The following is a 24,662-nucleotide window of genomic DNA, read 5'->3' as shown; positions in this document are numbered from 1 at the left end:
GGGGAGCCGCCGCGCGGCTGGTAAGCTCGGTGCGACTCCTCTCTGGCACTCCCTTCATGGGCGTCGGCCCATCCCGGTACCGACGTGGATTTAAGCGCGGGCATCATGCAGTTGTTTTGTTTCATCCGGATTTCCATGTGGTTGCTGCCACTGTGTTGCATGCTGGCACTGGCCAACGTGGCGGTGGCCGCGACCTCGGCCGAGATCCGCAGCGACATGGTGCGTCAAACCGTGCTCGATATCCTCAGCTACACCCGTTGGCCCAGCGAGCCTGCCACACTGCGGCTCTGTGTCGCCGCGCCCACGGCATATGCGGCGTCGCTGCTGACCATCAGACAACAGGCCAATGGTCGCCCGGTCGATGTGCATCGCTACGAGCTCGACGACGAGGCGTTGTTTCGGCGCTGCGATGTGATCTATCTGGGAGTGCTGACCCCCGAGCAACGCCTCGCCCTGTTCGAGCGTCTGCATGGTCACGCCATCCTCAGCATCAGCGAGCAGAGCCGCGAGTGCATCGCCGATGCGGTGTTCTGTCTGCAGGCAGGGGAGCGGGTGCGCTTTCGGGTCAACCTGGATGCGCTGGCCCGCAGCGGCGTGCGGGTGCACCCGGCCGTGCTGAAGCTCGCCAGGGCGGATGAGGACGCGCGATGACAATCAATCACGCAAACCCTCGACTCACGCTGCGACAGAGCCTGGGGCGTACCCACATGATGATCTCCCTGACCGCCGTCTGCATGGCGGGCCTCTTCCTGACCATCACGGCGCTGCTGGCCCTGCGCCTCTATGCGGATCACAACCTCAAGCTGGTGGCGCGTGCCATCAGCTACACCACGGAGGCGGCCGTGGTGTTCGATGACAAGGATGCGGCCAAGGATGCCCTGGAGACTATCACCTCCCGGGAGGACATCGCCAGCGCCAGTATTCTGCTGCCCGACGGTCAGGTGCTGGCGAGCTGGCGGCGGGACATCACGACCCCCTGGACCAGCCTGGAACAGCAGTTGGCCCGCTTGATCCTGCCGGGGCAGGTGGAGCTCTCCATGGTGCGGGAGAACAAGGAGATTGCCCGGGTCCACCTGGTCGGTCACGGACAATACCTGTTGCGCTTTCTCTTGCAGACCCTGATGGCGACCCTGGTGTGCCTGTTGCTCAGCATCCTGGGGGCGCTCTATGTGGCGCGCCGGATGCAGCGTTCCATCACGGCACCCCTCAAGGCCCTGACCGAGGTTGCCTACAACGTCAGCCGCCAGCGTGCTCTCAAGCAGCGAGTACCGGCGGCCAACATCGCCGAACTGCACGCGCTCGGGGAAGACTTCAATTCCCTGCTCGACGAGCTGGAGGCCTGGCAGGCTCACCAGAAGCGAGAGAATGCCAGCCTGCTGCACCAGGCGACCCATGACCCTCTCACCGGTCTGCCCAACCGGGCGCTGTTCGAGGCGCGGCTGGAGCAAGCCATCCAGGCAGGACACACCCGGCATGAGCGGTTTGCCCTTCTCTATCTGGATTGCGACCGCTTCAAGCAGATCAATGACAACCTGGGCCATGCCATAGGTGACGAGGTGCTCATCGCGCTGGCGCGGCGGGTGCAGCATCAGCTCAGGCCCATGGATCTGGTGTGTCGATTGGGAGGGGATGAATTTGTCATCCTGCTCTCTCCGGTGCATCAGGAGAGTGAGGTACACGAGGTGATGATGCGGATCCAGCAGGCGATGACCACTCCTGTGGTCTTGAGCGATGGCCGCCATCTGCAGATAGGGGTGAGCGTCGGCTCCGCCCTCTACCCCGAACAGGGGGGGACGGCAGAAGCCCTGTTGCAATTCGCCGACGGTGCCATGTATGAATCCAAACGACAACGCAGGGAGGGAGCCGGAGACCATAAGACAACCACTTGAAATTGAAAATAATGAAAGGACAAGAACAATGACTTTTTTCAACCTGATGAGAGCGGGTCTGTTCGCGCTCTTGCTCGGTGGGCTGGCGGCTTGCCAGAGCGCGCCCAAGGGCCTCACCGAGCAGCAGATCGCCGCACTCAAGGAGCAGGGGTTTCACCTGACCGACGAAGGCTGGACCCTGGATATCTCCAACAAGGTGCTCTTTGCCAACAACGTGGGGGCCCTCAATCCCGGCACCCGCCAGGTGGTGGAAGCCTTGGGCAGGGCCCTGATTGAGGTGGGGCTGAACCGGGCCCGGGTGGACGGTCACACCGACTCCAACGGCGAGGCGGCCTACAACCAGCAGCTCTCGTTGAAACGGGCCCAGTCCGTGGCCGAGGTGCTGGCATCTGTGGGCATGCCTGCGGCCAACCTGGACATCCGTGGACGCGGGGAAGAGGCGCCCATTGCCGATAACGGCACCGCCGCCGGGCGGGCGGAGAACCGCCGGGTCGCCATCATCATCGACAACGGCTGATCGGCCAACGCCCTGCATCAACTGCTATCATCCGGTTTTCCGGATCCCTTCGTTCGTTAGCCCGAATGCGTGTGTGCCACCACTCTCCTGGCGGAGAGTGGCTCTCTTCCTGCCACTCCTTCAGCATGATCCCGCTCTACATATTTTCTCGCACCCAGATAGCGGAGGCGATGACGCTTTCTCAATGTTCCTGACTTGATCCAGCACAACACGGAGATCAACTGATATTCGTTATCATTTGCATTATTTCCAGACGGTAACCTGCCAGTGATGACGCCACTATTCACCCCGACCATGACGGGGCTCGCCACCCCGGATCCCCTGAAGTTCGCCTTTGGCGCCAAGACCTCGGCCCATGCCAGCCGGGGCGGCGCAGCTCCCTTGACGCTGGACGACGCCGGTTGGCGAGCCTGGTGGCAGCGGCCGAGCGAGGCCCAGGAGCGGGCGCTCTATATCCATGTTCCCTTCTGCCGCAAGCGCTGCAGCTTCTGCAATTTCTTCGAAAACGGCGCCAACCCGGCGCGCATGAGCCACTACATGGCGGCCCTGTGCGACGACCTGCAACGGGCCGCCGAGTCTCCCTTTGGCCAGAGTCGCCCCTTCTCGGCCGTCTACGTGGGGGGCGGCACCCCGACCGACATGGCGGCGGCGGATCTGGGGCGACTGGCCAGGGCCATTCGCGCCTTCCCCCTGACCCCGGATGCGGAGCTGACCCTGGAGGGGCGGCTCAACGGTTTTGATGATGTGAAGTGGCAGACGGCCCTTGCGGGGGGCTTCAACCGCTTCTCGTTCGGGGTGCAGAGCTTCAACACAGCAGTGCGCCAGCAGGCGGCCCGTTTCGACGACAGGGAGACACTGCTCGTCCGACTGGGGGAGCTGACCCGGGATGACGCAGCCGTCATAGTGGCGGATCTCATCTTCGGCCTGCCGGGGCAGGATGATGCCCTGTGGCGCCAGGACATCGCGGACGTGATGACCAGCGGTGTGCACGGGGTGGATCTCTACCAGCTCATCTCCATGCAGGGCACCAATCTGGATCGGGCGCAGGAGAAGGGCCGGCTCGGCTGGTGCGCCGATGGCCAGCAGCGGGCGGCCATGTATGCCTATGGCGCCCACACCCTGGAGCAGGGGGACTGGCAGCGCCTCTCCTGCAGCCACTGGCGGCAAGGTGAGGCCGAGCAGAGCCGCTACAACCAGATGGCCAAGCGCGGCGCCGAGATCCTCCCCTTCGGCGCGGGGGCGGGGGGCAACATCCATGGCCACGGCCTCATGTATGGCCGGGATCTGGCAGCCTGGCACGAGGCGCTGGCGGCCGGTCTGCGTGCCCCCGGCATGGTGATGAGGCCCAACCCCAACGCGCCCGTCGATGGCCTGCTGCGCGGTGGCCTCGATACCGGCTGGCTGGCCCTCGGGCGCTTGCCGTCTCCCTTGCGGACGCATCTGTTGCCGCTCTTTGAACGCTGGCAACAGCACGGCCTGGCCGAGCTGACCGGGGAGACACTGGCGCTGACCCTGGCGGGGCGCTTCTGGAACGTCAATCTGCAGGCGGGTCTGTTCGAGTATCAGCAGTCAAATCCCCTGGGAGGGGAGGCGGCAACCCTCGCCGCTCATCCGGGCGGGGCCCGGCATCACTCGCGGGTGTAGTGGGCAGGGAGCAAAACGAGAAAGGAAAGGGGGCCGCTTGAAGGCCCCCTTTTCGTCATGGAGTGTGCACTTCCTCCACCCGCACCCGCAGGCTGCCCTCGGCGAGCGTGGTGACCAGTTGCTGGCCCGGGCTCACCTGGGCGGCGCGGCTGATGACCTCGCCACTGGGGGTACGGGTGATGGAGTAACCCCGCCCCAGGGTGGCCAGCGGGCTTATCCCGTCGAGGCGCGCACTCAGCATGGCGAGGCGGTGGGCGGCGAGATCCTGGCGCTTGTTCATCAGGGTATGGAGCCGCTCTTGTGCCAGCTGGTGACGACGCTTGCCAGCGGCCAGCAGTTTTTCCGGGCTCCTGGCCTGCAAGCGCAGTTCTAGGTTTGCGAGGCGCCGCTCCCCCTGATGCAGGCGCAGATTGAGCAGTTGCTGCAGGCGGCCGGACAACTCGTCCAGACGCTGGGACTGCTGCTCCAGTCGGCGCTTGGGGTCCTGATGGTCGAGCCGCTTTTGCAGCAGCGCGAAGCCGTGGCGGGCGGCGGTCTGGCGCCGGGAGATGGCCTGCACCAGGCGCTGCTTGAGGTGCACCAGGCGCTGGGCGCGGGCGCTCCTGTCCGGTGCTACCAGCTCGGCGGCGGCGGAGGGGGTGGGGGCGCGCAGATCGGCGGCGAAGTCGCTGATGGTGACGTCCACCTCGTGGCCCACGGCGCTCACCACCGGAATGGTGGAGTGGGCAATGGCGCGGGCCACCGCCTCCTCGTTGAAGCACCAGAGATCTTCCAGCGATCCGCCGCCGCGCCCGACGATGAGCACATCCACCTCGGCGCGGCGGTTGGCCAGGGCAATGGCCGCGACGATCTGGCCGATGGCGGCGCTGCCCTGCACCTGGGTCGGATAGATGAAGACCGGGAGATCCGGGGCGCGGCGCCCCAGCACCGTCAGCATGTCGTGCAGGGCGGCGCCGGTGGCCGAGGTGACCAGCCCCACGGCTCGCGGCTCGCGGGGGAGCGGGCGCTTGCGGCCCTCGTCGAACAGCCCCTCGGCGCCGAGGCGGCGCTTGAGCTCCTCGAAGCGCAGGGCCAGCATGCCGTCCCCGGCGGGTTGCATGGATTCGATGATGAGCTGGTAGTCGCCCCGGGGCTCATAGAGGGAGACCCGCGCCTGCACCAGCACCTGCATGCCATCTTGCGGCCGGAACGGCACCCGGCGGTTGTTGCCCTTGAACATGGCGCAGCGCACTTGGGCTGAGATGTCCTTGAGGGAGAAGTACCAGTGGCCCGAGCTTGGCATCGCCAGGTTGGAGAGCTCCCCCGTCAGCCACACCAGCCCCAGATCCTGCTCCAGTATCATGCGCACGGCGCTGTTGAGGCGGGTGACGGTGAAGATCTGCTGTTGCCTGCTCTGGCTGGATTCGTCGAGATGGTTCAAGGCTGGCCCTGCTGCTGTGTCCGCCGGGGCGGGGAGAAAACGATGGGGCATATCTTACCCCAGTTCAGCCCATCCGCCGAGTCCGTGTCTGTGGCAGCAGCGGCATCTGGCACCAGTTTGGCTGTGCCAGACGCCGAGCCATGGGGTCCGGCAGATGGCAGTTAGCTCTGTGGCTGCGCCTTGGCCGGTTTGGCGGCCTTGCTCGGGCTCACCACCAGCCAGACCGCGAGACAGACGATGGCGCCGCCCGCCACGAAGCCGCCAGTGAGGGTCTCGCCGAGCACCAGATAGCCCCACAGTATGCCAAAGGGCGGGATCAGGAAGGTGACCGTCAGGGAGCGCAGGGGCCCGATATCGGCGATCAGCCTGAAGTAGATCAGATAGGCGAGGGCGGTGCAGATGAAGCCGACCGCCAGCACGCTGGCCCACACCTCGGGCAGGGCCCAGTCGACGGTGGGGCCAGTCACCAAGGTGTAGCCGAAGAAGGGGAGCAGGAAGAGGCAGGCACCGAGCTGGCTGCCAAAGGCCACCAGCTTGGCGTCCAGGCCGCCCCGCTCGCTGATCCAGCGCCGGGTGAGAAAACCGGCGCAGCCATAGCAGGCGGTGGCGATGAGGCAGGCCAGCACGCCGATGGCCAGCTGACCGCTCAGGTCGACCTCCCCCGTGGTGGTGATGAGCCCTATGCCCATGAGCCCCAGCATGACGCCGCTCCACTTGCGCAAGGTCAGCGTCTCGTTGAAGAAGGAGAAGCCGATGAGGGCCCCCATCAGCGGTGTGGTGGCGTTGAGGATGGCGGAATAACCGGCGGGCAGCCAGAGCGCGGCGATGGCGTACATCAGGAAGGGCACGCCTGAGTTGATGATGCCGAGCACCATGATGGACTTGAGCTTGCCCTGAAACAACATGGGGGTGCGCAACAGCAACAGCATGGCGGCGAGCCCGACCAGGGCGAAAAAGACCCGCAGGAAGGTGGTGTTGACCGAGCCGAAGGCGGGCGCGGCGATGCGCATGAACAGGAAGCTGGCGCCCCAGATGGCCGCCAGCACCAGCAGCCGCACGTAATCCGATGTTCTCATCTTCTCTCCCTGAATGAACCGCCCTGCTGCCCGAGATGGCAAGGGGCCTTGCATCATGGCGGCAAGCGCCCCCAATGGCAACGGCCCAGTGCAGGAGGCAAGGCGCTGATAAGGTTCCCCGATGTGACCGCCACGGGCGACGCGTCTATATCCTCCGGGTGGGGGACTTCCCCTTCACTCCCATGCAAAGAAATGAAAGCGCTATCAATCACATACAGCCAATGGCGAGGTCGATATCGGTCACATTTTGCGCGTGTTTGCCATGAGTCGGTCACTCGGGACTCTAGACTGGTCGGGCTCATCCGAAGGCGGGACGTTGCGGATGGGGGAATGCCTGGGTACACAGGCGTCACACACAAAACAATGAAAATAAAGGACTATCAATGGCTAGATGGATACTCGCGGCCGGATTGTTGGGAACCCTGATCACGGCGCCGAGCACGGCGGCGGAATGGTTCTTCCGGGGCACCGCGAATGGATGGGCGGCGACCGCCATGACATCGACGGACGGCGTCAACTTTGATACCTGCCAGCGCTTCGTGAGCGGGGACGCCAGCGGCGGCCCGCGCTTTAAAATCGACCGATACGGCAACTGGCAACAGAGCTACCCGAGCGCCGACTACGCGGTCACTGCCAATACCTCCTATCAGATCCGCATCCATGCCGGCACCCAGGCCATCACCACCACGGCGGTGGCGAGTTGCGAGGCCGCGGGGTTTACCAGCACGCTGCCGCAGCTCAACGTGCGCGGCACCTTCAATGGCTGGGCCAGCCTGCCCATGACGCTGGTGGCGGATCACCTGTGGCAGGCCGACGCCTACATGGATGGCAAGACCAATCAGCGGCTCAAGTTTGATCAGGCGGGGGACTGGACCATCAACTTCGGCGACAGCAACGCCGATGGTGTGCTCGAGCGCAGCGGCGGCGACATCCTCTGGAGTGGCACCGGCAATGTTCGCTTCCAGGTCAATGACCAGACCCAGGCCTACAGCATCACGGCGCTCGGGGACGACAACCAGCCCCCCATCGCTGTCATCACCCCGGGGGGCACCCTGAATGTCGCTGTGGGGGATGCCGTGACCTTGAGCGGCAGCGACTCCACGGATCCCGACGGCCAGATAGCGAGCTATCTCTGGAGCAGCGGTGAGACCACGGAGAGTATCAGCGTCAACACAGCTCAGGCGGGCACCTTCACCTATGGCCTGACGGTCACCGACGATCAGGGCGCCAGGAGCAGCAGCAGCGTGAGCCTGGTGGTTGCCGCTGCCCAGACCGGCGGTAGCTGGTATTTCCGCGGCACCCCCAACAATTGGGGCCTGACCGCCATGACCAGCGAGGATGGAGTGACCTTCTGTACCGAGCAGACCTTTGGCAGCAGCAACCCTCGCTTCAAGATTGACCGCAAGGGGGACTGGACCGAGGCTTACCCGGCCCAGGACTACAAGGTGAGCGCCAACACCAGTTACCGCATCTGCTTCGACAGCCAGGACAAGACGCTGGAGGCGGCACCGCTCGCTGGCGCCGACAATCAGGCGCCCACCGTGACCGCCACCCCGGCCCCGGGCAGCTATGTGGATAGCCAGTCCATCACCCTGGGAGTGAGCGACGATAACGACAGCGCCCCCGCCATCCATTTCACCACGGACGGCAGCACCCCCACCACGGCATCCCCCCGCTACGCCGGTCAGGCCATTCTCGCCAGCGACAAGGGCAGCGGCACCGATCTGGTGATCCGCACCCTTGCCATCGACGCCAGCGGCAATCAAGGGGTGCAGAGCTTCAGCTATCAGATTGGCGAGACCCCGGTGGCGAGCGGCGATTTTCGCGTCGAGAGTATCTACTTCCTGCTGACCGCCCGTTTCTACGATGGGGATGGGAGCAACAACTACTACAATCGGGACCGCTACAAGGCGGGGGATCCTCATTGGCGTGGCGACTTCAAGGGGCTCATCGAGAAGCTCGACTACATCAAGGATCTCGGATTCACCGCCATCTGGGTGACGCCGCCGGTGGAGAACCGCTCCGGTCTCGACTATCACGGCTATCACGCCTACGACTTCTACCGGGTCGATCCCCGTCTGGAGTCGCCGGGGGCCGGTTATCGCGAGTTCATCCAGGCCGCCCACGCCAAGGGGCTCAAGGTGATACAGGATGTGGTGATCAACCATTCGAGCCAGTACGGACTGCGCGGCAAGACCTGGATCGATCGCCTGCCGGTCAAGTACTACGTGCCGGCAGGCTCCAGCCAGGGACTCATCAACAACGGCCCCTATCAGGGCAACCTCGGGGACTACGCCAGCGCCAACCGCTGTGACGACGACAACCCGGCGGCCCCCGACTGGTACAAGGCCCGCTGCCAGTCCGATCCGGCGGGCACCCAGCCCCTGGTGGACCCCAAGACCGGCGCCACAGTGCCGAGCGCAGGCTACAACCCGAACCGCTTCTTTGGCATCGACGCCCAGACCCTGGATCCCGCCTGGTATCACCTGGACGGCTTCATGTCCGGCGGCGACTGGGAGAGCCCGCTCGCCCTGCAGCGCAAGCACATGGCGGGGGATTGCATCGATCTCGCCACCGGCAACCAGAACGTCAAGGATTACCTCAACGGCGCCATCCACCAGTACCTCGACATGGGAGTGGACGCCATTCGCATCGATACCTTGAAGCACATCGAGCGGGACGAGCTGCTGACCTATGTCCACGATTGGCAGGCCCACAAGCCGGGGCTGTTCGTCTTTGGTGAGAACCTGGTCAAGGGCACCGGCTGGGGCTCTGAGCTGGCCAATGACAACGCCTCGGCGGTGATCCGCCCCTGGTGGTATACCCGCACCACGGCCAACCCGGCGGATCCCCGCGCAGGGGGTGATTCCGGCCTCTCGGTGCTGGACTTCTCCCTCTTCTCCACCTTCCGTGACAACGTCACCAAGGGGAGCTTTGGCGGGGTGGGGGGGATCTTTGGGATGGACTGGGTCTATGGCGATGCCACCAAGCTCATCACCTTCTTCCAGAACCACGACGTGGGGCCGGACAACGACTTCAAGTACCGCTACGGCGGGGAAGAGGGCAATGCGGCCATGACCTACAACCTGCTCTGGACCGCGCGGGGCATCCCGACCCTCTACTACGGGGAGGAGGTGATGTTCCAGGCCGGCAAGCCGCAAGACATCGACGGGGCCACCATGACGGTGGATCAGACCGGTCGCGCCTACTATGGGGACGTGCTGGACAACCCGGCGACTCCTAGCCACCCGCTCTATCAGCACATCAAGCGCCTGAACCAGATCCGCAAGGCGGTGCCCGCCCTGCAGAAGGCGCCCATGAGCCAGGTGAACGAGTTGGGGAGCGGCATCAGCTTCGTGCGCGACCTGAGCGCTCAAGGCAGCTACGCCGCCGTGGGCCTCGCGGCCAACGCGGCCCAGCAGATAAGCCTGAGCGGCCTGAAGAACGGCACCTACAGGGACGCGGTAACCGGCGCGAGCCAGAGCGTCAGCAACGGCAGCCTGAGCTTCCAGGTGCCGGCCTACTCGGCCCGGGTCTGGGTGTTGAACGGCCCGGGCAAGGTGGGGATTGACGGCAAATACCTCAAATAAGGGAAGCCTGTCATGGTGTGCAGCGAGTCGGCCTTGGGGCCGACTTTTTTATGGCACCGAGGCGTGAAGCGGGGGATGAAGGTAGGTGCATCCCACCCTGGTCGCGCTGGGGGAGGCAAGCCCAGGGCCCAGAATTGCACGTATTTGGTGCGTTTGCCCCGATGTGGTGCATTTCCTTGTTGTTTGCCCTTGAGCCCAATCCCGCAGAAACATGCCGTATCACCCCCATGGCTCCCTCCTGATGGGCATCTTACATGCTTTAAAGTGGCATTTAATCGGCATGATCCACCGAATAAACGGGTTAATCAGGAATGACCGCGACATGTTTTTGAGTGGATTGGGTAAACATGCTGATCCAGCAGGGTAGCCCATCCCCGGATTGGTATGTTCCATCTGTTTCTTGATGGCTATACGGAATTTAAATTCGATTTTTGATGGTATCTCGGACTCTTGTTTTGATTGGCGCTCTTTTTGCTGTGACTTGTCATGCCCATGATGGCGATGTCAGGGGCAGGGGGCCGCAAGGTCGGGGGTTGGTGTCAGCAGGCTGAATGCACCGCCGCCACCCGTGCCGGAGCGGCCTGGTTTTCGGGCAAGGGACGCCACAATCAATTCGTGTTAAGGAGTCATATGGAAGGTGAAATGACCATGCAGCCACTCTCAGTGGACAAGGGGCTGGCCCACAGCCTCAAGGACGATGTCTACGGCATGGTGCTTGGCGTCATGTTTATCGCAGTCGGCCTCAATCTGCTCAAGTGTGCCGGCATGATCACCGGCGGCATCGCGGGTATAGCCCTGCTGCTCGCCCATGTCAGCAGCCTGCCCATAGGGGTGCTCTTCTTTCTGGTCAACTTGCCCTTCCTGGTGTTTGGTTACGTCACCATGGGGAGGGCTTTCATGGTCAAGACGCTGATCGTCAACGTCGCCCTCTCGGCCGCCACCCAGGCGGTGCCGCTGCTCTTGACGGTGAGCTATGTCCACCCCCTGTTTTCGGCCCTGGTAGGGGGCACCTTCCTCGGCATGGGGGTCTTGTCCCTGGCCCGTCACAATGCATCGGTGGGGGGCATAGGCGTGGTGACGCTCTGGCTGCAAAGGCGCACCGGCATCAACGCGGGAAAGAGCCAGATGGTGCTCGATGTGCTGGTATTTGCCCTCTCCCTGCTCACCCTGCCGCTCTCTCTGCTGCTCTGGTCCACCCTGAGCGCACTCGCCATGAACGCCATGCTGATGAACTGGCACAAACCCGGTCGCTACCAGGGGGGCTGAGTCCGGCCCCCTGCGGGGCGTGAGGGAGGGGAATTGTTAAAAAGTGACCCGACGGGCACTTGGCGTGCATGTGGCTGCCAACGGCAAAAAAGATCATCTTGTCGCGAAAAAAGGCATGGTTACGCCTGAATTTATTGGTTTTTTGCCCCGTTGGTCGTATTAAATCGGGCTACGCCATAAAAAATTCAAAAAACTTCTTTACCACTGGCCAATGCATGAGTAAAATTTGTCGGCAATATTTTACACCCCCACTCCTCAACGGTGAGATATTGCCATGCTCAGGATTGCCAAAGAAGCGCTGACCTTCGACGATGTACTGTTGGTTCCAGCACACTCCACTGTTCTTCCGAATACCGCCGACCTGCGTACCAAGCTCACGTCTGCTATCTCCCTGAATATCCCGATGATTTCCGCTGCCATGGACACAGTGACCGAAGCCCGTCTGGCTATCGCACTGGCCCAGGAAGGCGGTATCGGCTTCATTCACAAGAACATGTCCATCGAGCAGCAGGCTGCCGAAGTGCGCAAGGTCAAGAAGTACGAGAGCGGCGTGGTCTCCGACCCCGTCACCGTACGCCCTGACATGACCATCGCCCAGATCAAGGAGCTGAGCCACAAGAACGGTTTCGCCGGTTACCCCGTGGTGACTGACGGCAACCAGCTGGTGGGCATCATCACCGGCCGTGATGTGCGCTTCGTGATCGATCTCTCCCAGACCGTTGAACAGATCATGACCCAGAAGGATCGTCTGGTCACCGTGCGTGAAGGGGCCCCTCGCGAAGAGGTGGTTGCCCTGATGCAGAAGCACCGTATCGAGAAGGTGCTGGTGGTGAACGCCGATTTCAAACTCAAGGGCATGATCACCGTTAAAGATTTCCAGAAAGCCGAACGCAAGCCGAACGCCTGTAAAGACGAGCGCGGCCGTCTGCGGGTCGGTGCCGCCGTCGGTGCCGGTGCCGGTAACGAAGAGCGCGTTGCCGCCCTGGTAGAAGCCGGTGTGGACGTGCTGCTGATTGACTCCTCCCATGGCCACTCCCAGGGCGTGCTGGATCGCATCAAGGCGACCCGTGATGCCTATCCTGACCTGCAAATCATCGGCGGCAACGTCGCCACCGCCGCTGGCGCCAAGGCGCTGGCCGCCGCCGGCGTCAATGCCGTCAAGGTAGGTATCGGCCCGGGCTCCATCTGTACTACCCGTATCGTGACCGGTGTGGGTGTGCCCCAGATCACCGCCATCTCCGACGCCGTCGACGCCCTGGAAGGCACCGGTATCCCGGTGATTGCCGATGGCGGCATCCGCTTCTCCGGTGACGTGGCCAAGGCCATCGCTGCTGGCGCGAGCTGCGTCATGGTGGGTTCCATGTTCGCCGGTACCGAAGAGGCACCGGGTGAGATCGAGCTCTACCAAGGCCGCTCCTTCAAGTCCTACCGCGGTATGGGTTCCCTGGGTGCCATGTCCAAGGGCTCCAGCGATCGCTACTTCCAGACCGACAACGCCGCCGACAAGCTGGTACCGGAAGGGATCGAAGGGCGCGTGCCGTACAAGGGCCGCCTCAAAGAGATCATCCATCAGCAGATGGGCGGCCTGCGCTCCTCCATGGGCCTGACCGGCAGCGCCACCATCGACGACATGCGCACCAAGGCCGAGTTCGTGCGCATCTCGGGCGCCGGGATGAAAGAGTCCCACGTTCACGACGTGACCATTACCAAAGAAGCCCCCAACTACCGGATGGGCTGATAAAACGGGGCCCTGCGCCCCGTTTTTCCACCATTTTTTTATCCCGTGCTTTTTGTGACAACATCAGCCTGATGCAGGAATAAAATGACTAAAGACATTCACGCCCACCGTATCCTTATCCTGGATTTTGGTTCCCAGTACACCCAGCTCATCGCCCGTCGCGTCCGTGAAATCGGCGTCTACTGCGAGCTGTGGGCCTGGGACGTAACCGAAGAGCAGATCCGCGAGTTCAATCCTAGCGGCATCATCCTCTCCGGCGGCCCGGAATCCGTGACCGAGGCGGGCAGCCCGCGCGCCCCCGAGTACGTGTTCAATGCCGGCGTGCCGGTGTTCGGCATCTGCTACGGCATGCAGACCATGTCCGAGCAGCTCGGCGGCAAGGTGCAGTCCTCCAACCTGCGTGAATTCGGTTATGCCCAGGTCGAAGTGCTGGGCCACTCCGGCAAGACCAGCGCCTTGCTGCGCAACATCGAAGACGCCATCGCCGACAACGGCCATGCACTGCTGGACGTCTGGATGAGCCACGGCGACAAGGTCACCGAGATCCCGGCTGGCTTCACCACCATAGCCCAGACCGCGACTTGTCCCCATGCGGCCATGGCCGATGAGGCCCGTCGCTTCTACGGCGTGCAGTTCCACCCGGAAGTGACCCACACCCGCCAGGGTGCCCGCATGCTGGAGCACTTCGTGAAAGAGATCTGCGGCTGCGAATGCCTCTGGACCCCGGCCACCATCATCGACGACGCCGTCGCCCGCATCCGCGAGCAGGTGGGTGACGACGAGGTGATCCTGGGCCTCTCCGGCGGCGTGGACTCCTCCGTTGTTGCCATGCTGGTGCACCGCGCCATCGGCGATCGCCTGACTTGCGTCTTCGTGGACAACGGCCTGCTGCGCCTGAACGAAGGCACCCAGGTCATGGAGATGTTTGGCGATCACTTCGGCCTCAAGATCGTCAAGGTCGATGCTGAAGAGCGCTTCCTGTCAGCTCTCGCGGGCATCGACGAGCCGGAAGCCAAGCGCAAGACCATAGGTCGCGTCTTTGTGGAAGTGTTCGACGACGAAGCCAAGAAGCTCAAAAACGCCAAGTGGCTGGCCCAGGGCACCATCTACCCTGACGTCATCGAATCCGCCGCCAGCAAGACCGGCAAGGCCCACGTCATCAAGTCCCACCACAACGTCGGTGGCCTGCCGGAAGAGATGAAGATGGGTCTGGTGGAGCCCCTGCGCGAGCTGTTCAAGGACGAAGTGCGCCGTGTCGGCCTCGAACTCGGCCTGCCCTACGACATGCTCTACCGTCACCCCTTCCCGGGTCCGGGTCTGGGCGTGCGCGTCCTTGGTGAAGTGAAGAAAGAGTACTGCGATCTGCTGCGCAAGGCCGATGCGGTCTTTATCGAAGAGCTGCGCAAGGCCGACCTCTACAACCAGGTCAGCCAGGCGTTCGCCGTCTTCCTGCCGGTGCGCTCCGTCGGCGTCATGGGCGATGGCCGCAAGTACGACTGGGTCATCGCGCTGCGCGCCGTCGAGACCATCGACTTCATGACCGCCCACTGGGCCCACCTGCCGTACGACTTCCTCGGCCACGTGTCGAATCGCATCATCAACGAGATCAACGGCATCTCCCGCGTGGTGTACGACGTTTCCGGCAAGCCGCCTGCAACCATTGAGTGGGAATAAAAGGCGTGGGCATAAGCGGCTAACGCTTTCCTGCCGATAACGCAAAACTGTCAAAAAGGCGCCCTTGAGGCGCCTTTTCTTTTTCCAATCGTTTGCGCCACACATATTCGTTTTTCGAGCAGCTTTTTCACCGCTTTGCCCCTGTCATATGTGACAGGGGCATTTTTGCGATCCCGCACCAGGCTCTTTTATGCCAATTGAGCCCGCTGTCAACAGCGGCTCCTGGCAAGGGGGAGGGCTGAGACACGTGCAGATAGCTGCACAAATGGGCCCATCGTCATCGCGCCAACCGGCTGTGATAACCCACCCCGGTGGAGACCGGAAACCACTTGAATCAACGGGGCGCAGCCCGACCGCCCAAACGAGTCGGGATCATAGAGCTCGGAGAGTTTGATATGTCAGAACAAGCCGTGTTGGTGGGTGGATAGACCCATATTACAAGCTGACCGCCGAGGATCAGGCGGTATTTGACCAGACGCTGAAAGGATTTGTCGGGGTGCAGTACGTACCCTTTGAAGTCTCCACCCAGGTCGTCGCCGGCACCAACTACCGTTTCAAATGCAAAACCACTGTGCCGCTGCCCAACCCGATCCACGGGGAAGCCGTGGTGCAGATCTTCCAATCTCTGGATGGATCGGCCCATATCACCTCCATCACCCCGATCTGATTGGGTTGAGGGGCAAGGCGGGGAGGAATAGCCTCCAGCCGGTTTGCTCCAAACCTACTACTAGGGAAGGTGCGAACAAGTCCCTGATATGAGATCATGTTTGTCATCTGGAGCCATGAAAAAGGGTTCATCATGAGTCATCAGCTCACCTTCGCCGACAGTGAATTCAGCAGTAAGCGCCGTCAGACTAGAAAAGAGATTTTCTTGTCCCGCATGGAGCAGATTCTGCCATGGCAAAACATGGTGGAAGTCATCGAGCCGTTTTATCCCAAGGCTGGTAATGGCCGGCGACCTTATCCGCTGGAAACCATGCTACGCATTCACTGCATGCAGCATTGGTACAACCTGAGCGATGGCGCGATGGAAGATGCTCTGTACGAAATCGCCTCCATGCGTCTGTTTGCCCGGTTATCCCTGGATAGCGCCTTGCCGGACCGCACCACCATCATGAATTTCCGCCACCTGCTGGAGCAGCATCAACTGGCCCGCCAATTGTTCAAGACCATCAATCGCTGGCTGGCCGAAGCAGGCGTCATGATGACTCAAGGCACCTTGGTCGATGCCACCATCATTGAGGCACCCAGCTCGACCAAGAACAAAGAGCAGCAACGCGATCCGCAGATGCATCAGACCAAGAAAGGCAATCAGTGGCACTTTGGCATGAAGGCCCACATTGGTGTCGATGCCAAGAGTGGCCTGACCCACAGCCTAGTCACCACCGCTGCCAACGAGCATGACCTCAATCAGCTGGGTAATCTGCTGCATGGAGAGGAGCAATTTGTCTCAGCCGATGCCGGCTACCAAGGGGCGCCACAGCGCGAGGAGCTGGCCGAGGTGGATGTGGACTGGCTGATCGCCGAGCGCCCCGGCAAGGTAAGAACCTTGAAACAGCATCCACGCAAGAACAAAACGGCCATCAACATCGAATACATGAAAGCCAGCATCCGGGCCAAGGTGGAGCACCCATTTCGCATCATCAAGCGACAGTTCGGCTTCGTGAAAGCCAGATACAAGGGGTTGCTGAAAAACGATAACCAACTGGCGATGTTATTCACGCTGGCCAACCTGTTTCGGGCGGACCAAATGATACGTCAGTGGGAGAGATCTCACTAAAAACTGGGAATAGCGCCTTAAATGGCGAAGAAACGGTCTAAATAGGCTGATTCAAGGCATTTACGGGAGAAAAAATCGGCTCAAACATGAAGAAATGAAATGACTGAGTCAGCCGAGAAGAATTTCCCCGCTTATTCGCACCTTCCTTAGCCTGTGGGAACCGTGTGAAGAAGCTGAAAGGATGCAAATGTCAGAGTCTGCGCTTAGGCTACTTGAAGCCTCGTCGGATCCTGTTGTCGTCTTGGAGACTTTCGCTGAGCGTGTCACTCCTTCATCTTGGTCTGGTAGTCGAGCCAAAGTAATGCAGTCCAGAGCGGAGGCAATTCGCAAGTTGGTTGAACATGAAAGGGCAGATATTTCGACTACGGCTCAAACTGTTTCAGAAAATTTGGTTCAGCTTATCGAGCGCCAGAAAGAACGAGAGCAGCGGGAGGATATGGAGCACGAGCAGCGGTTTGAATAAAAAATACCAGCTCCAAGTCCGTAGGGTGCAATGAACAGCGTGAATTGCACCCCTAATATCGTGCCTCATACCTTGCCCCAAAGCCGCTCTGAAAGTGGTGCAATGCGCTGCGCTTATTGCACCCTACGTGTTTCGTCAATCTGCTGGGGCGGTGTTGCTCGCCATGTCCGTCACCAAAGCAACAAAATGGACGATCTGCGCCCCGAATTCTTTATAATGCCCCCCTTTAAAATTGCCGGACGCAGGTTCGGCGCGCGCTGATGGTCGCTGTGCCATCAGGCAGATCATCAGGATTGAGAAACGGTTATGCATACCTTGGAACAGCTGCGCGCAGGTGAACTGTGCGGTGCCCGCCATTTGAAGCTTTGTGAAAATCTGACGGAGTTCCCCAGCGAGATTTTGAGCCTGAAAGAGACGCTGGAGGTGCTGGATCTCACCGGCAACGATCTGGATCGGCTCCCTGACGAGCTGGCCGAATTCACCAGGCTGCGCATTATCTTCTGCTCCGAGAACCGCTTCACCGAGCTGCCCGAGGTGCTGGGGCGCTGCCCTGCACTCACCATGGTGGGGTTCAAGGCCAACCGGATCGCCACGGTTCCCGCCGCGTCACTGCCTGCGGGGCCGCGCTGGTTGATCCTGACCGACAACGCCATCGAACGGCTGCCGGACGAGCTGGGGCAGTGCGCCGCCCTGCAAAAGCTGATGCTCTCTGGCAACCGCCTGCGCGAGCTGCCGGCGAGCCTTGCCAACTGCCAGCGTTTGGAGCTGTTGCGCATCGCCGCCAACCGGCTGGAGGCACTTCCCGAGTGGCTGCTCGGTTTGCCGCGCCTCGCCTGGTTGGCCTATGCAGGCAACCCCTTTAGCGACGAGCAGGAGCGCCGACTCGGCGAGACGACAACCGCGGCCGAGATCCCCTGGCAGGCGTTGACGCTGGGGGAGCCACTGGGGCAGGGGGCGTCCGGGGTTATCCACAGCGCAGCACTGCGCTCTGATGAGGGGACGCAGGGGGTGGCAGTCAAGCTCTTCAAGGGGGCCATGACCAGCGATGGCCTGCCTCGTTGCGAGATGGCGGTGTCGCTCGCCGCAGGCAGGCATCCCAACCTCATCGGCGTGGCGGGCCAAGTGAGCGGCCACCCCTCTGGCATGCCGGCCCTGGTGATGACGCTGATAGACCCCGGGTTTGTCAACCTGGCTGGGCCGCCGAGCCTGGACTCCTGCACCCGGGATGTCTATCCGGCGGATCTGGCCTTCACTCCGGCCGCGCTGCTTGCCATGGCGCAGGGGGTGGCGAGCGCCGCGCTGCATCTGCACGGGCGCGGCATCCTGCACGGGGATCTCTACGCCCACAACCTGCTGCACTCTCTTCAGGAACAGGGTCGGGTGCTGCTCGGGGATTTCGGCGCCGCCTCCTGTTATGACCGCGCCGACCGCGAGCAGGCTGCCCGGCTCGAGCGTATGGAGGTCAGGGCCTTTGGCTGTTTGCTGGAGGAGCTGCTGGCGCGCTGCCATCCCAGGGATGAGGCGCTTGGGGCGCTCCATTCACTGGCCGAAGCGTGTCTCCTGGAGACTGTGTTGCAGCGCCCCTCGTTTGCACAGATTGCTGCCCGGATAGACGCTGTGTCCACCACCATGGCGGCGGAGCCCGTCTGTGCTTGAGTGCAGTCGCCTGGACTTCATCGAGCCCTCTCTTCCGGTGCAGTGGACAACAAGGCTTGCGCCGTTCCGATGAAGTTGTGATATTGATGCATCAATGCAGATGACGAGAGGAAGATGATGGAAGCGGCGTTTTGGCATCAGAAGTGGAAAGAGAACCGGATTGGCTTTCATCAGGCAGATTTCAACCGCTGGCTGCAATCCTGGTGGTCGGCCCAGCAGCAGGGTGAGCCCGTGCTGGTGCCCCTGTGCGGCAAGTCACGCGACCTGCTCTGGCTGAGCGGCCAGGGGCATCCGGTGGATGGTTTCGAGCTCTCCGAGCTCGCCATTACCCAGTTTTTTGACGAGAACAATCTGAGTGCAGAGACAAGCGAGGTGGGCCCCTATCGGTGCCACCGGCACGACGACCTGCGCATCTATCAGGGGGATTTCTTCGCCGTCCCCGAGCTTGGCCGCCGCTACCGGCTCGCCTATGACAGGGCCGCCCTTATCGCCCTGCCGACGGCCATGCGCCGCCAGTATGCAACCCTGATGAGCCGCCTCATCGAGGCGGGTGGTCAGGTGCTGCTGGTGACCCTCGAGTATCAGCCGGAGCAGCAGGTACAGCCGCCGTTCTCGGTGGGGGAGATGGAGGTGCGCACCCTGTTCGAACGCGACTTTAGCGTGGAAGTGCTGGGGCGCGCCGCCGAGCTGGATCACCCCAGGGTGCGCTCGGGGCAGCTCTCCTATTTCGATGAGGTGGCCTATCGCCTGATCCGTCGGGGCTGAGGTGACTGCGTGATCCCGCCACTGAAGAGGAAAAGCGCGCTTCTTTACCTCCTTTGACATAGATCAACGTGACAAATCGGGGGAATGCCTAAGATGAGGCTGTTTCTCAATCACTGCAGGTGTCGACCGATACGCTCTGGTTTGAACCATTCGGCCGTTCATCGACTCAGTGTCTGATTTTCACGCTCATGTTCACTTTTGGCGGCTCTGGTCGCAATTGACTATGGTTTTTCCAGCCGACCCTCAGGGGTCGGCTTTTTATTGCCCGCAATCTGCCGTGGGGAGGGAGTCGAGGCCTGATCAGGCCTCGAAGGTGGCGGCATTGAGCCGGAAGGCCCGGGGATCGTCGATGAACTGGCCGGTGATCCGCTCGTCGTGCTCGTGGCCCAGGCCATAGCTGCAGAGGATCAATCGATCCGAGGTGCGTGAGCGCAACTGGGTGATAAAGCGCACCAGATCGGCGCGGCTGAGTCTGCCCACCTCCTCGCGCACCCGTTCGCGCTGATCGAAGCCGAGATCCTTGTTGCCTATGCTGACCCAGAGCCGCTGGCCGCGGCTGCGCAAGTTGGCATCCCGCTCGCTGAGCTGGGCCTGCAGCCCCGCCTTGCTGTCCTGCCACTGCTGCTCGGTGAACTCCAGCATGGCCAGCGGGAAGAGATCGATGAACTCCTCCACCGCATCCAGCAGGATCTGCGGCCCCGCCACCGGCGACTGTATATAGAAGATGAGGCCGGGGTGGCGATTGAGGGGCAGGTTGCCGGCCCCCACCACGTAACCGAGCTGCTGGCGGGTGCGCAGCTCGTGGAAGAAGGTGGAGGACATGATGTGGTTGGCCAGGGTGAAGCAGGCGAGATCCCGCGCCCGGGTGGTGCGGGACTGGTAATAGACCAGCAGCGCCGAGTCTTCGTGTTCACACCCCTGCTCGCGAATGAGGGTGCCTCTGTCCTGAATGGAGATGAGGGGGCGGCGGGTCTCGGCACTGGGCTGGCTGCTGACGCCGAGGTGACGCTCCAGCAGGGCGGCCAGTTCAAGCGCCTCGGCGGCGGTCCAGTCGCCGTGCACCAGGGTCTCTATGTGCACCTCGGCAAAGAGCCGGGTGACGAAGTCGGGCATCTCGTCGAGTGCTATGGTGCGCAGGTGGCGCAGCAGTTGCTCGAACGGCGGGTTGTTCGGTTGCAGCAAACTGGTGAGCTGGTTGAACAGCTGGGAGATGGGCCTGGTCTTGGACTGGTTCTCCCAGTTGCGGATGAGCTGCTCCTTGATTTCGCTGAAGCGGGCCGGATCCGGGTAGCCCAGGGTACGGTTGCCGAGGATCATGTCGAGCAGCAGCGGCAACTTGTCGGCAAAGCCGCTCAGGTTGATGGTAAAGCCCCCCTGATGGGCATAGATCTGGTAGCCGAGCCCGGCGAGCTCGGCCGGGTAGGTGAGGGCATTGAGGTGATCCGTGAGCAGCTCCACCGCAAGCCTGGCCATGGCGATGTGGCGCGGGCTTCTGACCGCATGCTCGCTGTCGATGGAGATATAGAGGCTCCCCTTGGGCACCCCAAACAGGTGCTCGTGCAGATGCCAGAGCCGAAAGCCGGGGCGGTCGACCAGGCAGGCCGGCATGTCGGCGCTGAGGGCCGGCGTTCTGGCATCGAGGCGGCTGCTGATAAAGGGGTTGGGAGAGGCCAGGTGCAAGGCGGGATCCGGCTCGCTCTGCTGCCAGCGGATCTTCTCCGCCTCGGTGATGCTCTGGACGCTGTAGGGGGTCTGATACCAGCGGGCGAGGCGATCCGTGCTCACCTCCGGCGCCTGTATGGTCACGCGCAGGTTGTGGGGGGTCAGCTTGGCAAGGAAGCGCCGGATCAGTGGCTCATCGTACTCGCGCATCATGTAGTCGCCGTGGATCAGATCGTCCGGGGCATAGCTGAACAGGTTGAGCACGAGACCCGAGACGGTGTCGAGCGCCCGGCCCCGCTCCTGGAAGCGGAAGGCCGATTCCAGCACGCTGCGCTTCTCGTCATAACGCCAGGCCTGCAAGCCATCGCGTTCGATGAGCTTCAAGTAGCCGAACAGGTCGGCGATGATGTCGTCCACATGGGCAAGCCCCAAGGGAGTGATGCCGAAGCTCACCCCAAAGTCCTTGAAGTTGGCACCGCTGATGCCGCCTCCGGCGGCGAGCTGGTTGACCCAGCCTCTTGCCTTCAGCAGAGAGAGCAGGCTGCCTTCCCCTTCGTAGCCGATGAGGTGGCTCAGGAAGGTGAGGGGTTTCTTGTCGTAGAGGGCATCCACGCTCGGCAGCGGGAAGGTCAGCGCCAGCTTGCGGGTCTCCTTGACCGGGGCTATCTGGATGCGAATGCCGAGGTCATCGAGCCGGTAGAGGGGGGCCGAGAGGGCAGGAGGCCCCAGGCGGCGATCCAGAATGGTGCCAAAGAAGCGATCACACCAGCCGAGCTGGGTTTCAATAGATGCCGAAGAGAGCATCACCAGCGCCATGCGATCCGCGCTGTAGTGTGTTTCGTAGAACGCAATGAGGTCGGAGCGCAGATCCCGGCCGGGCAGATCCGCCAGGGTATCCAGGTTGCCGACCGAGAACTTGGAGAAGGGGTGGGCCGGGTTGACCGTCTCCTTGTGCACCTGATAGCTGCGGCGCACGTCGTCCTGCAACTTGAGGCGGTATTCGGAGTCGACCGCGTTGCGCTCCTTGTCGACCCACTCGGGGGCGAAGGTGGGGCAGATGAAGAACTGGGAGAAGCGATCCAGCCCCGCTTCGAAGAAGCCGTTGTCGATGTCGAAGAAGAAGTTGGTGAACTCGGTGCCGGTCCAGGCGTTGTTGCTGCCCCCATGGCGACTCATGAACTGCTGGTACTCGCCGGGTTTGGGATAAGTACGAGTACCGAGGAACAGCATATGCTCAAGGAAATGGGCCATGCCCTGGCGATCGACAGGGTCATCGAAGTGGCCGGTGTTGACGGCCAGGGAGGCGGCCGATTTATCGGTCTCGGGATCGCAGATCAACAAGACCCTGAGCCGGTTTGCCAGCTCCAGATAGTGATACCGCCGATGGTCGTTGGGACTGGCATATGGGCTCATTGGGGAGTGACTCGCGGTGAATTTATTTGAATTTAAACATGATTATCGACCCCGCTATCTCACGAGGCAAACCCTTTTCTGAGAGGTAGCGCAATTGTTTCCCCCTGCATGGCGGGGTAAGATCCCCCCGCTATTTAAACAGGCCCCCTGGGCGAGGTTGTAATGAAAATCTACATCATGCGTCATGGCCAGGCTGGCATGAACGCAAAGACTGATGAACAGCGTCCACTGACCGAGCAAGGCATCGAAGAGTCCATCCACATGGCGGGCTGGTTGGCCCCTCAGCTGACAGGCTCTCTGAGCCTGGTGATCCACAGCAACTACCTGCGTGCCAGACAGACCTGGCAGGCCATCTCTGCCGAGCTGCCCGAGGCCCTGAAGGTCGAGGAGAGCGGCGAGATCACCCCCTACGGGGATCCGGCCTTCGTGGCGAGTTATCTCACCGCGCTCGCGGCGACCCACGACAATATCCTGATGGTCAGTCACCTGCCCCTGGTCGGGTATCTGGTACAAAGTCTCTGCCCGGCGGCAGGTGCGCCCATGTTTGCCACCTCGGGTCTGGCTTGCATCGAGTGGCAAGATGGCAAGGGGGTCTTGCTCTGGCTTGAAGGACCGCATACAATACGATAAAAGTTAATAAAAAGTTACAGATTGGTTTTTTGGGGAAGAGAGAGTCGATTTTTCCGGTTTTTTATACAAATTTAACGGAATTATCTCGCATAAGCTGCTGTCATACGGATACAACTGCAAGAGGTTGCAAACGATGAGAGTGTTCAAGAAGTACCTGCCACTGATGGTGGCAAAGCATGTCAAAACCTTCTTCAAGGGACGGATCTACATCCACGGCAGGGGGCGCTTCGATTTCCAGTCGGGCCTGCTGATGATGCCACTGCAAGCCGATATTCCCCATCGTCAGACGGTGCTCGAAGTCAACGAGTTGATATCGAGGCTGCACATGGATGCCGCTTGAGTTGCATCAGCATGGCCATCTCCCCCTCATGCCCGCCCTGTGCGGGCATGATTGTATCTGGGGCTGAGTGAAGCAGTTTGAGCCCGTTCAAGTCGATTTCTGGATGAGGTTGTCGCGCCCCGCATCAGTGCGCTTGCTTATCCTGTTTGCCTCTCTATACTCCCGCGAAATATCCGCCCCTTTCTCTGGACATAGCGATGCCCCTTGCCTTTCTGTTCCCCTTCTCCTGCATGGCCATCTGGGCCGGCAACGGCATCGTCAGCAAGCTGGCGGTGGGGGTGCTCTCGCCGGCCGCTCTGGCCTGGTCCCGTTGGATGGTGGCGGCCCTGGTACTGACTCCTTTCCTCGCGCGGCGGGCCTGGCGCATGCGTGACCAGCTGCGGGCCGGTTTCTCCCGGCTGGCCATGCTGGCCCTGCTCGGCATGGTGTTGAACCAGACCTTCGGTTACTACGCGGCCCAGACCCTGGGAGCCACCGAGATCGGGCTGATGATGGGACTGACCCCGCTGATGACGGTGCTGCTCAGTATCTGGCTGCTGCGCGAGCGCCCTACCTGGGGCGCGCTGATAGGCGGTGTCATTTCCATCCTGGGGCTGGCCATCTTGTTGGGGCAAGGGGACCCGACCCGCTTGTTCACCCAGGGTATTCATATCGGCTCCGTCTACATGCTGCTCTCGGCGGCCACCTATGCGCTCTACAGCGTGCTGCTCAAGCGTTGGGATCTGGGGCTCGACAACTGGTCCATGCTCTACGGCCAGGTGCTCTGCAGCCTGCTGTTCCTCACCCCCTTCTACCTGCTGGTGGATGGCAAATGGCCGGATGGCAGCGCGCTTTGGCTCATCCTCTATGCGGGGATCCCGACCTCGGCCCTCTCACCCTGGCTCTGGATGCAGGGAATCGCCCTGCTGGGAGCCAGCCGTACGGCTATCTTCATGAACTTGCTGCCGGTGATGACGGCGGCGCTGGCCATCAGCTGGCTGGGGGAGCGGCTCACCAGTTATCACCTGATCGGTGGCGGGATGACACTGCTTGGCGTGCTGCTGGCGCAACTACTGGTCAAACCGGTGAGGGGGCGGCGGCGGGCCCGGCTCGCGATGGCCACCTGCCGGGAAGATTAAGAAGAAAGACCGCCGAAAGGC

General features: G+C 62.0%; 19 protein-coding genes. 15 read left to right on the top strand and 4 right to left on the bottom strand.

Going from position 1 to position 24,662, the window contains the following annotated elements:
• The first annotated feature begins 135 nt into the window (after positions 1-135).
• From KI797_RS11310 to hutW, 4 genes are all read left to right on the top strand, one after another.
• A complete protein-coding gene (locus KI797_RS11310) occupies positions 136-651 on the top strand; it encodes a YfiR family protein (protein WP_081805885.1) in 516 nt (171 codons plus the stop codon).
• The gene (locus tag KI797_RS11305) at positions 648-1,889 is read left to right on the top strand and encodes a diguanylate cyclase domain-containing protein (protein WP_226169384.1); all 1,242 of its coding nucleotides are present in this window, start codon (positions 648-650) and stop codon (positions 1,887-1,889) included. Before KI797_RS11310 ends, KI797_RS11305 begins: the two co-directional genes overlap by 4 nt.
• Before the next feature lie 28 nt (positions 1,890-1,917).
• Entirely contained in the window at positions 1,918-2,406 is a 489-nt protein-coding gene (locus KI797_RS11300) for an OmpA family protein (RefSeq protein WP_005325315.1), read from the top strand.
• 270 nt (positions 2,407-2,676) lie between these two features.
• A complete protein-coding gene (gene hutW / locus KI797_RS11295; RefSeq protein ID WP_226169383.1) occupies positions 2,677-4,050 on the top strand; it encodes a heme anaerobic degradation radical SAM methyltransferase ChuW/HutW in 1,374 nt (457 codons plus the stop codon).
• A gap of 55 nt (positions 4,051-4,105) precedes the next feature.
• Here hutW and xseA read toward each other — a convergent pair whose 3' ends face one another.
• Entirely contained in the window at positions 4,106-5,470 is a 1,365-nt protein-coding gene (gene xseA / locus KI797_RS11290; protein ID WP_226169381.1) for an exodeoxyribonuclease VII large subunit, read from the bottom strand.
• A gap of 161 nt (positions 5,471-5,631) precedes the next feature.
• Positions 5,632-6,546: a DMT family transporter gene (locus tag KI797_RS11285; protein ID WP_226169379.1), complete on the bottom strand. Its 915-nt coding sequence runs from the start codon at positions 6,544-6,546 to the stop codon at positions 5,632-5,634.
• Between the two features lie 383 nt (positions 6,547-6,929).
• Here KI797_RS11285 and KI797_RS11280 point away from each other — a divergent pair, with 383 nt between their 5' ends.
• From KI797_RS11280 to KI797_RS11255, 6 genes are all read left to right on the top strand, one after another.
• The gene (locus KI797_RS11280) at positions 6,930-10,136 is read left to right on the top strand and encodes an alpha-amylase family glycosyl hydrolase (protein ID WP_226169378.1); all 3,207 of its coding nucleotides are present in this window, start codon (positions 6,930-6,932) and stop codon (positions 10,134-10,136) included.
• Positions 10,137-10,784: 648 nt separating this feature from the next.
• Positions 10,785-11,402: a YitT family protein gene (locus tag KI797_RS11275; RefSeq protein ID WP_226169377.1), complete on the top strand. Its 618-nt coding sequence runs from the start codon at positions 10,785-10,787 to the stop codon at positions 11,400-11,402.
• A gap of 274 nt (positions 11,403-11,676) precedes the next feature.
• On the top strand, positions 11,677-13,140 hold the full coding sequence (gene guaB / locus KI797_RS11270; RefSeq protein WP_042650401.1) for an IMP dehydrogenase: 1,464 nt from the start codon (positions 11,677-11,679) through the stop codon (positions 13,138-13,140).
• Positions 13,141-13,224: 84 nt separating this feature from the next.
• A complete protein-coding gene (gene guaA, locus KI797_RS11265; RefSeq protein WP_182785603.1) occupies positions 13,225-14,814 on the top strand; it encodes a glutamine-hydrolyzing GMP synthase in 1,590 nt (529 codons plus the stop codon).
• Between the two features lie 496 nt (positions 14,815-15,310).
• A complete protein-coding gene (locus KI797_RS11260; RefSeq protein WP_226169376.1) occupies positions 15,311-15,481 on the top strand; it encodes a hypothetical protein in 171 nt (56 codons plus the stop codon).
• A gap of 132 nt (positions 15,482-15,613) precedes the next feature.
• Positions 15,614-16,594, top strand: a complete 981-nt coding sequence (locus KI797_RS11255) for an IS5-like element IS5 family transposase (RefSeq protein WP_026141915.1) — start codon at positions 15,614-15,616, stop codon at positions 16,592-16,594.
• Positions 16,595-17,192: 598 nt separating this feature from the next.
• Here the strand turns inward: KI797_RS11255 and KI797_RS11250 are convergent.
• Positions 17,193-17,369, bottom strand: coding sequence for a hypothetical protein (locus tag KI797_RS11250; RefSeq protein WP_226169375.1), 177 nt, complete (start codon positions 17,367-17,369; stop codon positions 17,193-17,195).
• Between KI797_RS11250 and KI797_RS11245 the strand changes: the two genes are divergently transcribed.
• Both KI797_RS11245 and KI797_RS11240 read left to right on the top strand, forming a co-directional pair.
• Positions 17,364-18,713 (top strand): leucine-rich repeat-containing protein kinase family protein, encoded by a 1,350-nt coding sequence (locus tag KI797_RS11245; protein WP_226169374.1) that lies wholly within the window; start codon positions 17,364-17,366, stop codon positions 18,711-18,713. The two genes, KI797_RS11250 and KI797_RS11245, sit on opposite strands and share 6 nt — an antisense overlap.
• Before the next feature lie 117 nt (positions 18,714-18,830).
• The gene (locus tag KI797_RS11240; protein ID WP_226173092.1) at positions 18,831-19,478 is read left to right on the top strand and encodes a thiopurine S-methyltransferase; all 648 of its coding nucleotides are present in this window, start codon (positions 18,831-18,833) and stop codon (positions 19,476-19,478) included.
• Positions 19,479-19,778: 300 nt separating this feature from the next.
• Here the strand turns inward: KI797_RS11240 and KI797_RS11235 are convergent, their stop codons facing one another.
• Positions 19,779-22,553: an insulinase family protein gene (locus KI797_RS11235; protein ID WP_226169373.1), complete on the bottom strand. Its 2,775-nt coding sequence runs from the start codon at positions 22,551-22,553 to the stop codon at positions 19,779-19,781.
• 162 nt (positions 22,554-22,715) lie between these two features.
• Between KI797_RS11235 and sixA the strand changes: the two genes are divergently transcribed.
• The 3 genes from sixA (at position 22,716) to KI797_RS11220 (ending at position 24,641) form a co-directional block, all read left to right on the top strand.
• Positions 22,716-23,183, top strand: a complete 468-nt coding sequence (gene sixA, locus KI797_RS11230; RefSeq protein WP_005324078.1) for a phosphohistidine phosphatase SixA — start codon at positions 22,716-22,718, stop codon at positions 23,181-23,183.
• Positions 23,184-23,316: 133 nt separating this feature from the next.
• Positions 23,317-23,523 carry a DUF1107 domain-containing protein gene (locus KI797_RS11225; RefSeq protein ID WP_005324080.1) on the top strand — a complete coding sequence of 69 codons (207 nt, stop codon included), beginning with the start codon at positions 23,317-23,319 and terminating at the stop codon, positions 23,521-23,523.
• 197 nt (positions 23,524-23,720) lie between these two features.
• On the top strand, positions 23,721-24,641 hold the full coding sequence (locus KI797_RS11220) for a DMT family transporter (RefSeq protein WP_226169371.1): 921 nt from the start codon (positions 23,721-23,723) through the stop codon (positions 24,639-24,641).
• Positions 24,642-24,662 lie beyond the last annotated feature (21 nt).

Source organism: Aeromonas media (assembly GCF_020423125.1).
Classification (GTDB): domain Bacteria; phylum Pseudomonadota; class Gammaproteobacteria; order Enterobacterales; family Aeromonadaceae; genus Aeromonas; species Aeromonas media.
The sequence above is the reverse complement of the archived record's forward strand: the minus strand, read 5'-3'. Positions and strand labels throughout refer to the sequence as shown.

What these genes read in the sequence shown, in the direction of transcription:
- KI797_RS11310 (WP_081805885.1), top strand. Translation starts at nt 136, where the DNA reads ATGTGGTTGCTGCCACTGTGTTGCATGCTGGCACTGGCCAACGTGGCG.
- KI797_RS11305 (WP_226169384.1), top strand. Translation starts at nt 648, where the DNA reads ATGACAATCAATCACGCAAACCCTCGACTCACGCTGCGACAGAGCCTG.
- KI797_RS11300 (WP_005325315.1), top strand. Translation starts at nt 1,918, where the DNA reads ATGACTTTTTTCAACCTGATGAGAGCGGGTCTGTTCGCGCTCTTGCTC.
- hutW (WP_226169383.1), top strand. Translation starts at nt 2,677, where the DNA reads ATGACGCCACTATTCACCCCGACCATGACGGGGCTCGCCACCCCGGAT.
- KI797_RS11285 (WP_226169379.1), bottom strand. Translation starts at nt 6,546, where the DNA reads ATGAGAACATCGGATTACGTGCGGCTGCTGGTGCTGGCGGCCATCTGG.
- KI797_RS11280 (WP_226169378.1), top strand. Translation starts at nt 6,930, where the DNA reads ATGGCTAGATGGATACTCGCGGCCGGATTGTTGGGAACCCTGATCACG.
- KI797_RS11275 (WP_226169377.1), top strand. Translation starts at nt 10,785, where the DNA reads ATGCAGCCACTCTCAGTGGACAAGGGGCTGGCCCACAGCCTCAAGGAC.
- guaB (WP_042650401.1), top strand. Translation starts at nt 11,677, where the DNA reads ATGCTCAGGATTGCCAAAGAAGCGCTGACCTTCGACGATGTACTGTTG.
- guaA (WP_182785603.1), top strand. Translation starts at nt 13,225, where the DNA reads ATGACTAAAGACATTCACGCCCACCGTATCCTTATCCTGGATTTTGGT.
- KI797_RS11255 (WP_026141915.1), top strand. Translation starts at nt 15,614, where the DNA reads ATGAGTCATCAGCTCACCTTCGCCGACAGTGAATTCAGCAGTAAGCGC.
- KI797_RS11245 (WP_226169374.1), top strand. Translation starts at nt 17,364, where the DNA reads ATGCATACCTTGGAACAGCTGCGCGCAGGTGAACTGTGCGGTGCCCGC.
- KI797_RS11250 (WP_226169375.1), bottom strand. Translation starts at nt 17,369, where the DNA reads ATGCATAACCGTTTCTCAATCCTGATGATCTGCCTGATGGCACAGCGA.
- KI797_RS11240 (WP_226173092.1), top strand. Translation starts at nt 18,831, where the DNA reads ATGGAAGCGGCGTTTTGGCATCAGAAGTGGAAAGAGAACCGGATTGGC.
- KI797_RS11235 (WP_226169373.1), bottom strand. Translation starts at nt 22,553, where the DNA reads ATGAGCCCATATGCCAGTCCCAACGACCATCGGCGGTATCACTATCTG.
- sixA (WP_005324078.1), top strand. Translation starts at nt 22,716, where the DNA reads ATGAAAATCTACATCATGCGTCATGGCCAGGCTGGCATGAACGCAAAG.
- KI797_RS11225 (WP_005324080.1), top strand. Translation starts at nt 23,317, where the DNA reads ATGAGAGTGTTCAAGAAGTACCTGCCACTGATGGTGGCAAAGCATGTC.
- KI797_RS11220 (WP_226169371.1), top strand. Translation starts at nt 23,721, where the DNA reads ATGCCCCTTGCCTTTCTGTTCCCCTTCTCCTGCATGGCCATCTGGGCC.